At 61.7% G+C, this 11,182-nt stretch carries 10 protein-coding genes; 2 read left to right on the top strand and 8 right to left on the bottom strand.

Annotated features, from left to right (window positions below; genetic code table 11):
- Positions 1–301: 301 nt before the first annotated feature.
- Positions 302–979 carry a Crp/Fnr family transcriptional regulator gene (locus AC1D34_RS26530; protein ID WP_476825804.1) on the bottom strand — a complete coding sequence of 226 codons (678 nt, stop codon included), beginning with the start codon at positions 977–979 and terminating at the stop codon, positions 302–304.
- A gap of 133 nt (positions 980–1,112) precedes the next feature.
- Between AC1D34_RS26530 and AC1D34_RS26525 the strand changes: the two genes are divergently transcribed.
- Positions 1,113–1,460 (top strand): hypothetical protein, encoded by a 348-nt coding sequence (locus tag AC1D34_RS26525; protein WP_476825803.1) that lies wholly within the window; start codon positions 1,113–1,115, stop codon positions 1,458–1,460.
- A gap of 339 nt (positions 1,461–1,799) precedes the next feature.
- Positions 1,800–3,104 (top strand): porin, encoded by a 1,305-nt coding sequence (locus AC1D34_RS26520; RefSeq protein ID WP_476825802.1) that lies wholly within the window; start codon positions 1,800–1,802, stop codon positions 3,102–3,104.
- A 640-nt stretch (positions 3,105–3,744) separates the two neighbouring features.
- Here the strand turns inward: AC1D34_RS26520 and AC1D34_RS26515 are convergent.
- The 7 genes from AC1D34_RS26515 to AC1D34_RS26485 form a co-directional block, all read right to left on the bottom strand.
- Positions 3,745–3,969: a hypothetical protein gene (locus AC1D34_RS26515; RefSeq protein WP_476825801.1), complete on the bottom strand. Its 225-nt coding sequence runs from the start codon at positions 3,967–3,969 to the stop codon at positions 3,745–3,747.
- Between the two features lie 25 nt (positions 3,970–3,994).
- On the bottom strand, positions 3,995–7,009 hold the full coding sequence (locus AC1D34_RS26510) for an aminotransferase class III-fold pyridoxal phosphate-dependent enzyme (RefSeq protein WP_476825800.1): 3,015 nt from the start codon (positions 7,007–7,009) through the stop codon (positions 3,995–3,997).
- Positions 7,010–7,161: 152 nt separating this feature from the next.
- A complete protein-coding gene (locus AC1D34_RS26505; RefSeq protein WP_476825799.1) occupies positions 7,162–7,947 on the bottom strand; it encodes an inositol monophosphatase family protein in 786 nt (261 codons plus the stop codon).
- Positions 7,948–7,955: 8 nt separating this feature from the next.
- Positions 7,956–8,696 (bottom strand): amino acid ABC transporter ATP-binding protein, encoded by a 741-nt coding sequence (locus AC1D34_RS26500; protein WP_476825798.1) that lies wholly within the window; start codon positions 8,694–8,696, stop codon positions 7,956–7,958.
- Positions 8,693–9,394 carry an ABC transporter permease gene (locus tag AC1D34_RS26495; protein WP_476825797.1) on the bottom strand — a complete coding sequence of 234 codons (702 nt, stop codon included), beginning with the start codon at positions 9,392–9,394 and terminating at the stop codon, positions 8,693–8,695. Before AC1D34_RS26495 ends, AC1D34_RS26500 begins: the two co-directional genes overlap by 4 nt.
- Positions 9,391–10,086 (bottom strand): ABC transporter permease, encoded by a 696-nt coding sequence (locus AC1D34_RS26490; RefSeq protein ID WP_476825796.1) that lies wholly within the window; start codon positions 10,084–10,086, stop codon positions 9,391–9,393. The genes AC1D34_RS26495 and AC1D34_RS26490 overlap by 4 nt, the downstream gene beginning before the upstream one ends.
- Positions 10,087–10,142: 56 nt before the next feature.
- Positions 10,143–10,958: a transporter substrate-binding domain-containing protein gene (locus AC1D34_RS26485; RefSeq protein ID WP_476825795.1), complete on the bottom strand. Its 816-nt coding sequence runs from the start codon at positions 10,956–10,958 to the stop codon at positions 10,143–10,145.
- Between the last annotated feature and the right edge of the window lie 224 nt (positions 10,959–11,182).

Genomic DNA, 11,182 nt, shown 5'->3' with positions numbered 1-11,182 from the left:
GCGCGAGCCGCCCATGGATGCCGGCATTCCCGCGGGGCTGAGCGCGAAGGCCCGCCCGCCCGGAGCGCCTGCCCCATCGGCTTCGAACTCAAATGTCGGGCGTCACCCGATGCCAGAATCCGTCTGGGAATAAACTGGCACCTGAGCCACACAATAAAGAGGAGGATTGGATTCCTGGTCCAATCCTCCCAAGTGTGTCTCTTTTGGAGGTTGAAATCCATTATGGCCTTCAACCAACCCCAACATTATAGAAGAGCGGACCTATTTCTGTGAATTACTTCACAGAATGGATCATTTTATTCTATTTTAGATTCAGAAATCCTAGCGCATGCGTGATTTCATCATGAAAGTATCGTTCGTCCAAGATCCGGATCTGATCTCGAGAACCCTCGATAACCCCCAATTTTGCGAGTTGGCTCATCTGTTTGGTTACCGTCTCTCTCTGCGAGGCGATCCGGCGCGCCAGATCGGAATGAGTAGGCGCTGGAGAAATCACCAACCTGCCCTGCTCATTACGGGAACTCAGGCGTATCAGTTCCGTATAGAGGCGGGTCTTCATCGGAAGTAGTCTGCTTTCCACGTAGAGCTGGTTCAGCGCACGCAGTCGACTACACAATGTCTGAGCAACCAGTTCCGCAAATTGCGGGGATTCCCGCAAACGTTCCAGAAATTGGTTTCTCTTGAAAACAACCGTAACCGTGCTTTCAACGGCCTCGAAATAGAATGATGGCAAATTACCATCGAGCGCCGATAGATCTCCAATGAAATCTCCGGGACCTAGCTCCGAAAAAACGACATCGTGCCCCTGTGGACTCAGAAAGAAAGTTTGGACCTTCCCCACTTCAATTAAGTAGACACTATCCGAACTGTCATCGGGTTGCTTTATGATCGCCCCCTTCCCGAAGGAACGGCGCGGAAGACGATCGATCGAGAGCGTGTCTGGGCGTGGCATTGATCGAATTTCTATTGACTTCAGCATAACAATCACCGCGAGCGTCGCTGCAAATGCCGCAAGGGCATCGTTTCGGCCTCTCTTTGCTCGTCCCGCGGGAGTGGCGGCGAGCTCAAGAACCCTGGGCTATGTGCTGGCTGGGGGAAGATGGCAGCGCGACATGCCGCCCGCCAATCAAGTCGCCAACCGGTGGGGCGCGCAAGGAAGCCCCTCGAGGCGGTGGTCTATCGAGACGGGAGAGCTCCTGCAGGCGGCCATCGCCGACAACAAAATCCTGAAAAACCCCGTCTATCCAAAGGATGACGCGCCCGACCGGAAGGCCAGCCACCGTGAAGTGGCAAAGGGCGGCGCAGCATTCGCCGGCGCCTGCCTCGTCTCGGTGCAGATCACCTTCCGTGGCAAGAAGATTGTTTCTCCCGACGTCCGACGCAATCCCCCCGGCCTCGCCGGCCAAGACCGAGACCGGCTGCCCCGCGATCTCTTCAAGGGCATTCGCGCTTGCCGCTGAAAACAAGACAGCCACAGAGCACACCGCGAGCGCGCAAAGAAACACGCCAAGATTGAAGAGCGAACGAGCGGTGCGGTTCTCAGCTTGCATTCGGCGACCCCAAGGAGGACACAACGCTAAGTTGGCAAGCCGGCAATTCAAGTTACAAATTGTTACAAGTGGAAATTATCACATATAATTCAAGTGAAGAAGTTCACATGTGCTTTCTTCGCAACGGTCGATATCTTAAATATAGCACGTGAACAACTTCACTAATCGAATCTTCATTGAGCTCTACCTCTCAACTGCAGGCTGAATAAAGAGGTTCAGCCATGGAAGGCAGAGTCCTTGGAGATCATGATGAACAACTTCGTTTCGACACTAGGAGCGACAGCGGCTACGCTGATGAGCATTGGCGCCGCTACGGCAGCGGATCTGCCCAGCAGGAAGAGCGCACCCGCCGAGTATGTTCGGGTTTGCAATGCCTACGGATCCGGATTTTTCTATATCCCGGGCACAGAAACCTGCCTGAGAGTCGGTGGCCGCGTTCGGGCTGAATATCTCTATGAACAGCCATTCAGTCGCAATTTCGACGCATCCGGCTTTCGGGCGCGCGGTCGCCTGAATGTCGATGCTCGCACGCAGACCGCTTACGGCACCCTGCGCACCTTCATCCGGTACGATATCAATCGTGATAGCGGCGGATATCGTGCACCGGGCTCAACCTTCCAGAACGTAAGCGCTTCGAACACCGTCTTTCTCGACAAGGGATTCGTCCAGTTTGGCCCCGTCACAGCCGGCCGGGCCCAATCCTTCTTCGATTTCTATGCGAACGACCTGAACTGGGGTCTTCTGCGCGGCCCGGACGTGTCGACGCAGCTCTTTGCGTACACGGCAACCTTTGGGTCCGGGCTCTCTGCGACGCTCTCAGTAGAGGACGGGGCCGAACGCCGCTTCAATACCTTTGACGGCGTTCCGTTCGGGCCCGCCGTATCGACCGGCGGCAACTCAGTGCCTGACATCGTTGCGAATCTAAACGTGACACAGGGATGGGGCTCCGCACAGATCTCCGGCGCGCTGCATCAGATCAAGACCGCGAACGGCAACACGGGAATGAACCTCGATAGCGAGTATGGCTTCGCAGGTCTTGCCGGCCTGAAGCTGAACCTGCCGATGCTCGCTGCTGGCGACGTATTGTGGCTTCAGGGTGTCTATGCGGAAGGTGCGTCGGGCTATCTCGGCGCGGGAACCTACGGCAGCTTCCCGAACAACAATCCGGTTCAGATCGGCGGAATCCTGGTGAATGCCTTTGACGCGGTGGCTGTTCCGGATGGCACGGGCTCAGCAACACTGAAGAAGACCAAGGGCTACGCACTCACCGCCGCATTCCTGCACAACTGGACACCGTCGATCCGCCAAGCGGTCTATGGATCGTACCTGAGCGTCGAAAATTCGGCCATCAGCAGCGTCTCCGACTTCACGGAGTATCGGGTCGGCTCGAACCTGATCTGGACCCCCGTGAGTGGCCTCGATATCGGCGTCGAAGTGCTCTACGCCAAGCTGGACCCCAAGGGCCGAGTTCCCGATCTCAACCGCGGCGGCTCCTTCACCCTTGCTTCGAGCGACACGGTATCTGCCCGTCTTCGCGTTCAGCGCGACTTCTAGTCTCGGCAGCACAAAGCGCGGGTTCCCGGCAATGGCCGGGGACCTGACTTTGCGCGACTGAATCGAGCTACCCTGAAAGATCTCACCACGCACCTTAGAGCATAGACCTGATTTCGTACGGCACCTGATACGAAAGGCATTTCAATCATGAACAGCGAACAATGCAGAACTGCGAGGGCGTTACTTGGGTGGACGGCCGCCCAACTCGTCGCGCGCACGGGTGTTGGCAAGCGAACGATCTTAGAATTTGAAGCTAGCGATCGAAAAATACTTCCTAGAACATGCCTAAATCTTAGATCGATATTTACAGTCAACGGCATCGAATTCATCAATGATGAATTCGGGATCGGTGTTAAGCGTAGGCTGAAACTGGACGAATACATCAACATTAAAAACGACGCGCCGGCACCGTCGCATACCTATTTGTAATTTCCCCCGACGCGCATGTGCCGGAGATGTTTGCTGCGAGCTTACGGCCTCGCGCCCGAAGTGGCGCTCGCGGCTGCAGAGTACGACCTGCCCCCTGCGGCGCCCAGCCAACCTGTCACGGGTTGAGGTTCGGACCGCCTTCATTGCCCGCGAGACGGCCGATCAGATGACCAAGGCGCGATCCTGCAGCCCGCTCCCGCAGGGCCACCTCTCAATCGGCGACCAGGAACGCATTGCGGGCGGCAAAAAGTTCGCTCGTGAAATCCGCGACGTGGCGTGAGTTCGCGCCGTCTGCCGGGCGCAGCAGCAGCGCCCGGAAATGGATCGATGGCTCGAATGGGCGCACAGCGATGCCGCCGATCATGCGATCGGCAATGACGAAGGGGTTGACCAGGCCGATGCCGAGCCCTTGCGCGGCGAGATTGGCGATCGTCACGCCATAGGGCGTCTCGGAGTTTGCTTTAGTATCGCGCTGTTTCCACTTCGCGCAGGCAGATATCCAGCCGAGCAAGCAGCATATCGACATCGTCGGCCTCGACTGTCAGAGGCGGCCTGATCTTCAGGATGTTGTCCGCCGGTCCTTCGCGCCCGATCAGGATGCGCATGTCGCGCAACCGGTTCACAACATAATCCGCAGCCGCCGTCGCCGGGGTGCGGCTCTCGCCATCCGTGACCAGATCGACGCCCAGGAATAGGCCGAGGCCGCGGACGTCGCCGATGACCGGGTACTTTTCGCCCAGCGCCTGCAAACCGGTGAGCAGGCGCTCGCCCATTGTCTTCGCGTTGGCCGCCAGCCTTTCATCCTCGACGATGTCGAGCACTTCGGCAGCGATCAAGCAGGACAGGGTMGAGCCGCCGAAAGTCGAGAAATATTCCGGTCCCTCGGCGAAACGGTCGGCAACGGCGCGGGTCGTGATCACTGCACCGATGGGATGGCCGTTGCCCAGCGGCTTGCCCAGCACCACGATGTCGGGCCGCACGGCTTGCTGTTCGAACCCGAAATAGAAGTCGCCGAGCCGGCCCAGCCCGGTCTGCACCTCATCGGCGATGCAGATGCCACCGGCCCGACGGATGCGCTCATAGACCTGCGCGAGGTAGCCCGGCGGCGGGATGATCTGTCCGCCGACGCTCGGGAAGGTCTCCGCGATGAAGCCCGCCACCTTGCCGCCTCGCCGTTCGATCGCTGCCAGAGCCTCGTCGACCTGCGCGGCATAGTGCAGCGCCCTGTCGGGATCGTCGCGTCGGAACCGCCCGCGATAATCATCCGCGACGTCGACCAGCTGCACCCATGGCTTGCGGCCGCCCATGCCCGGCTTGTTGAATTTATAGGCCGAGATGTCGATCGCACCGGTGGTGTTGCCGTGATAGCCGTGATCGGGCGTGACGATGTCGTAGCCGCCGCTGGCCGCGCGTGCGAGGCGAAGCGCGAGTTCGTTCGCCTCCGAACCCGAATTGACGAAGAAGCAGATCTCCAGCTCCTCGGGCAACTTCGCGGTAATGCGCTCGGCCAGCGCGACCTGAGCCGGGTGCAGGTAGCGTGTGTTGGAGTTCATCCGCGCCAGCTGGTCGGCGGCAACGGTCCGGATGCGTGGATGCGCATGACCGACATGGGGAACGTTGTTGTAAGCGTCGAGATAGGGCCGTCCCATCTCATCGAAGAGGTGGTGGCGCCAGCCGCGCAGGAAGGTGACGGGGCGCCGATAGCTGAGCTTGAGATTGGCGCCGAACCGGGCCTTGCGCTCGGCCAGCAACGCGGCTTCATCGATCGGCCGATAGGCGGCCCGGTCGTCCGGAAGATTGAGCAGCGCCGCCGGATTGGGGCAGATCGCCTGCCAGAGCTCCCAGTCGTCCGGGTCCGCTACGCCTGGCCAGTCATGGCCCATTCCGTCCAGCGTCAGGGCGAGCTGGACATGCAGATGCGGTTCCCAGCCGCCGTTCCCGTCGGGTGTTCCCAGCCGCGCGAACACCTCGCCCGCAGTCACCTCGCAGCCGGGACGAAGCGTCTCGCACAGAGCCGGGTCGAGATGGCCGTAGAGCGTATGGAAGACGTCGCCCTCGGGGGTCTGGTGCTCGAGGATCGCAACGCCGCCATAGTCGAGATGGCCGGTGCGGTTCTCCACCATGGCCACCCTCCCCGCCAGCGGCGCATGGACCGGGTGCCCCGCCGGAGCGAAGACGTCGATGGCCATGTGGATGGTACGCCGGTTCGACGCCCGCCACGGTCCCTTGTGGAAGGCCCGGTCGGTGTAGACCAGCCTTGGCTCGCCATATTGCCCGAGCCAGCGGCTCCTATCCGAACCATTGCGCGGACCGAGATGGCGGGCCTCGTCTTTACGCAGGTTGAACGGGTCCTGAGGCACCGTGCTCGTCGCTACCGAGAGCTGGCCGATGGATACGTCGTCCAGTGCCTCGCCGATCACCGGGGCAAAGGTTCCCCTCTGCCGGTCGAGCCAGGCGGCCACGCGGTCTGCCGAGTCGGTTGCCGGCAGTCTGCATGCGACGCGCAAGCGCGCCCGCATGAGCGCGCCGTCGAGCGCTGCGTTCTCCAGCAACCGCCACGCGGGTGCCTGCGAGATCGTCACATAGGCGTCGCCGGGGCGTCCGGCCGCTTCGATCGTCGAGTTCACGACGCTGACGGCAAGGCGCGTGCGCAGCAGCGGCCAGATCAGGTCGGTCTCAGCTGCGGTCAGCGGCGAGGCGCTGTGATAGCCGGCGACCAATGCCGCAAGGGCCGCCTCGGGCGTCTCGTGGTCGAGGGTCGCATAAGCGCCGGCGATCGCCAGTTCGCAGACCCTCGGGCCGACCGCCATATCGCCGAAATCGATCAGCCCGCTGATGCGCGTCGGCTCCGCGAGGCCCGGCACGACAAGGATGTTGAAGTCGTTGAGATCGTTATGGATCACCTGCGATGGCAAGGCCCTCAGCGACGGGAGCGCGGCCTCGTAATCGGCCAGGATGTCCTCGATCAGCCGGCGACGCGCGCCGTTTCCGAGTACATCGAGATGCGCGCCGATCCAGCCCGCCTTCGTCAGGTCCCATTTTGCCGCATCCGCCGTGGCCGCCCCCTCGAACCGGGCAAGCGCAAGATCGAGCCGCGCCGCCAGTGCGCCAAACGACGACAGGACCGCTAGCTGCTGCGGCCCTGCCTCGCCCATCGGGATGCCTTCAAGCGCGCGCTGGACCCACACCATCCGGGGCTGCCCGCGGTCGTCCGCGACATGCTGCCAGGCGCGACCGTCCCGTGCCGGTAACACCTGCGGCAGCGGCAGCGTGGGATCGGCCGAGAGGGCGTGAGCGATGGCCACGCATTGCTGCTCGACCAGAGCGGCATCGCCATGAGCGCGCATCGCCTTGATGATAATATCGCCTTGCGGGGCTGTAGCGCGGAAGTTCAGGTCATGCTCGCCGCCAAGCTGCCGCAGCCCCCCCGTGCTCCCGAACTGTTCCGCGATGGCGCGCAACCAATCGTGGTTCATATCAAATCTCCTGAACTCATGGCGCGCTTCGACGACGCTTGCCGTGAGGGCTGGAGCCCCAAGGCAATGAGCGCGCCCGGCGCGGGGGGCTCAACCGACCCGGATACCGTCTCGCCGGCGCATCTCGTTCAAGGGCCAGACAGACGGGTCGATCAGGAAGAAGGGTTGAGCTGCGCGAGCGCCAGCCCGTGCAGCGTGCGGTCACCGGCGGCGGCGATCTGTCCCTTCCACGAAAGGTCGATGGCTTTGCCGGACCAGTCCGACACGACGCCCCCGGCTCCCTCGATGATGGCGATCGGGGCGAAGACGTCGAAGGCGTCCAGGCCGCCGTCAACTGCGATGTCGGTATTGCCGCGCGCCAGACAGCCATAGGCATAGCAGCTGCCGCCATATTGGGTGAAGGCGACCGTCCGATCMAGCCGGTCGACCGCACTCCGCTCGGTATCAGTCAGGAAGCGGGGGTTGGAACTCGTCAGGAAGGCCTGCTCCAGCGAGCTGCGAGGCCTGCAGCGAATAGGTCGGCCGTTATGCTCCGCGCCGGCGCCGGAAATGCCGGAGAGGCGCTCGCCGGTCGCCGGCAGGTCCATCAGCCCCAGCCAGGGGCGACCTGCGCGCGCGACCCCGATCAGGATGCCGTAGACCGGGATTCCGGCAATGAAAGCGGCGGTGCCGTCGATCGGGTCGATGACCCAGACGAATTCGCGATCCAGCCCGTGCGAGCCGAATTCCTCGCCCAATATGCCGTGGTCGGGATAGGCGACCTCGATGCGCTCGCGCAGGCGCTTTTCGATGGCGCGGTCGGTGGCGGTGACGAAGCTCTGGTCGGCCTTGATGTCGATCTTGTGGGCCGTGCGCAAGGCCTCGGAGACGATGGCGCGGCCCTCGTCGGCGAGTTGCTGGGCGAATGACAGGAGTTCGGAAGCGATGGGGTCGGTCATGTCTGTGCTCAATGTGAAAGGATCTGGCCAAGGMATTGCCGCGCGCGTTCGCTCTTCGGCTTCGAAAAGAAGTCCTCGGGTGCGGCGGCCTCGACGATCTCGCCGGCGTCCATGAAAATGATCTTGTCCGCCACGGACCGGGCAAAGCCCATCTCATGGGTGACGCACACCATCGTCATGCCGTCGCGGGCGAGGTCGCTCATCACGTCCAGCACCTCCGAGATCATCTCCGGATCAAGGGCCGATGTCGGTTCGTCGAACAGCATGACCTGCGGGTTCATGCAGAGCGCACGGGCGATCGCCACGCGCTGCTGCTGGCCGCCGGAAAGCTGGCTGGGATACTTGTCGGCCTGGTCGGCGATGCGCACGCGCGTGAGATAGGTCATCGCCGTATCGCGCGCGGCCGCCTTATCCTTCTTGCGCACGAGGCGTTGGGCCAGCATCAGGTTCTTCAGCACCGTCAGATGCGGGAACAGGTTGAAGCTCTGGAACACCATGCCAACCTCGCGGCGCACGGCGATGGAGCTGCGCTCGCCTTCGAGAACGACGTCGTTGACCGTGATGCGGCCACTGTCATGCGTCTCCAATCCGTTGATGCAGCGGATCATCGTCGATTTGCCCGAGCCGGACGGCCCGCATACGACCAACTTCTGCCCCTTGGCGACGGTGAGGCTGACGTTCTTCAGCGCCTGGAACGCCCCGAATTGCTTGCATACATTGTCCAGAACGATCTGCTCCGGCGGTGTCATGCGGATGCCCCTCTCTTCGTGTATTTGCCGAGGTAATCTTCAAGCTTGCCAAAGCCGACCTGGAAGACCCATGCCATGGCCAGGTAGATCAGTGCCGCCGCGATGAAGATCTCGAACGGGGCGAAGGTGTTGGACACGATCGTGCGGGCAACGCCGGTGATATCGAGAAGTGTGACCGTGCTCGCCAAGGCCGTTGCCTTCATCATTGAGATGAACTCATTGCTATAAGCCGGCAAAGCGAGGCGCACGGCGATCGGCGTCACGACATAGATGAAGCGTTGTGGGGCACTCAGGCCAAGCGCTCTCGCCGCCTCGTTGACGCCCTTGTCGACCCCCAGAACGCCGCCCCGCAGGATTTCGGATATGTAGGCGGAGCTGTTGAGCGAGAGCGCGACGACGCAGCAGCCGAAAGGCTCGCGCAGCACCGGCCACAGCACGCTCTCGCGGACGAAGTCGAGCTGCGGCAGCCCGTGATAGATGATGAAGATCTGCACCAGGATCGGCGTACCACGCAGGAAGTAGATATAGCCCATGGCCGGCCAGGCGAGGTACCAGCGGCCGCTGATGCGCATCAGCAGGATCAGAACGGCAAGCACCAGGCCAATCGCCGTCGAATAGGCCATCAGCTTGAGCGTAATGCCGAGCCCCGCGGCGATCTGCGGCAAGCTCGACAGGATGAGGTTGAAGTCGAAGTTCATCGCGCCCTCTCCAAATGGCTGTTCGCATACCGCTCCAGCCACCATGTCAGGATGGTGATGACCGTCGTGATGGCGAGGTAGATCAGCGCCACGGTCATGAACATCAGGAAGGGCTTATGGGTGACGGCGGTCGCCATCTGGCCGACGAAGACGATTTCCTCCAGCCCGACGATCGAGATCAGGGCGGTGTCCTTCATGATCGACAGCATGTGATTGCCAAAGTTCGGCAGCGCGAGCCGCCACATTTGCGGCATGCGCACATAGAAGAAGGTCTGGCCTTTGGTTAGCCCCAGAGCGTGGGCCGCCTCGACCTGGCCGTGCGCCACACCCATGAAGGCGCCCCGGAACGTCTCGGTCATATAGGCTCCGACGATCAGACCGATCGCGATCGCGCCAGCCCAGAAGGGCGGGACGTCGACGAACTTGATCTGCGGATCGTAGATCTGGGCAATCCGGGTCAGCACCACGGCCGTGCCGAAATAGAACAGCAGCAGAACCACTAGCTCGGGCGTGCCGCGAAAGACGACCGTATAGGCCTTGGCGAGAACCTGCGCCACCCGATTGCGGGAGAGCTTGGCGCTCGCGCCAAGCAATCCGAAGATGACAGCGAGGACCAGCGAGGCTGTGAAGACCTTCAGGACCATCACGGTCCCGAAGAAGAAATCGTCCCACCAGCCGGAAAGTGCGGCCATGTATCATTCCCCCCGATCATGGCGGACCGGCACGGCCGGACCGCCATCGGCCATGTTCAGTTGATGCCGACGCCCTTCCAGTTCTCGGGACTGATCGAGAAGGGGAAGTATTTGTGGCCGTATTTCTCGAGCGAGCCGTTTTCGATCAGTGTCTTGAGCGCGCCGTTGACGCGCTTGACGAGATCCTCTTGGCCCTTGCGGATCCCGATGCCCACGCCCGTGCCGAAATACTCCTTTTCGTCGATGGCGGGTGAGACGAACTCGAACTTCGCTCCCTGATCAGTACTGAGGAATTCGAGATAGGCTTTCATCGGATTGGTGATGGCGACATCGACACGGCCGTTGCGCAGGTCGAGCAGCATGGCCTGGGCGCCGTCGTAGAGCCGGATATTGGCGCCGGGCAGCTTTGCTTCGATCCACTTCGCGTAGGTGGACGCACGCTCGACGCCGACCGCGAGGTTCTTGAAGCTGCTCTGTATCGGCTTACCCTTGTCGTCAAAAAGCTTGAGATCCTTCCCCTTCGGACCGAGGAACCGCCCGATCGAGACGCGATAGGGGACCGAAAAGTCCATCTTCTGGAGCCGCTCGTCGGTGATGGACATCGATGCGACGATGAGGTCGAACTTGTTGGTCAGCAGCGCAGGGATCATGCCATCCCATTGCTGGCAGACATATTGGAGGTCGGCGCCGATGAGTTCCGCGACGCCCTTGGCGACGTCCACGTCATAGCCGGTCATCTCGCCGCCGGGCGCGCGGAAGTTGAACGGCGCATAGGTGCATTCCATGCCGACCCGCAGCGTCTCCGCCTGGGCAGTCGCTGGCGCGATCGCGCTGACCGCCGCGAACGCTGCCGAAAGAACCAATTTCCTCATCGTCATAGCGGCTCCCCTTCTTTGATTATCGCCGATATTCGAAGTCGTGCCGAAGAGCGTCGCCCCCCGCACACAGCTAGGAGCCCGTCCGAGTAACGATTTTGGGGCGATTATGACGGGAAGGCTGGGCGGGAGATTTCGGTGCCCGGTCCTCATCTTGAGGCTTTTGCAAGCTTCAGGAGGTTGTGAGCGGTACAGATCATTGCCCATTCGCCTCGGACCTG

This window comes from Allobosea sp. P1_A7 (assembly GCF_056406775.1).
Note: the sequence above shows the minus strand (reverse complement) of the source record. Positions and strands in the feature narration are given on the sequence as shown.

Coding starts and splice junctions, on each gene's coding strand:
- AC1D34_RS26530 (WP_476825804.1), bottom strand. CDS start 979: ATGCTGAAGTCAATAGAAATTCGATCAATGCCACGCCCAGACACGCTC.
- AC1D34_RS26525 (WP_476825803.1), top strand. CDS start 1,113: ATGCCGCCCGCCAATCAAGTCGCCAACCGGTGGGGCGCGCAAGGAAGC.
- AC1D34_RS26520 (WP_476825802.1), top strand. CDS start 1,800: ATGAACAACTTCGTTTCGACACTAGGAGCGACAGCGGCTACGCTGATG.
- AC1D34_RS26495 (WP_476825797.1), bottom strand. CDS start 9,394: ATGAACTTCGACTTCAACCTCATCCTGTCGAGCTTGCCGCAGATCGCC.
- AC1D34_RS26490 (WP_476825796.1), bottom strand. CDS start 10,086: ATGGCCGCACTTTCCGGCTGGTGGGACGATTTCTTCTTCGGGACCGTG.
- AC1D34_RS26485 (WP_476825795.1), bottom strand. CDS start 10,958: ATGAGGAAATTGGTTCTTTCGGCAGCGTTCGCGGCGGTCAGCGCGATC.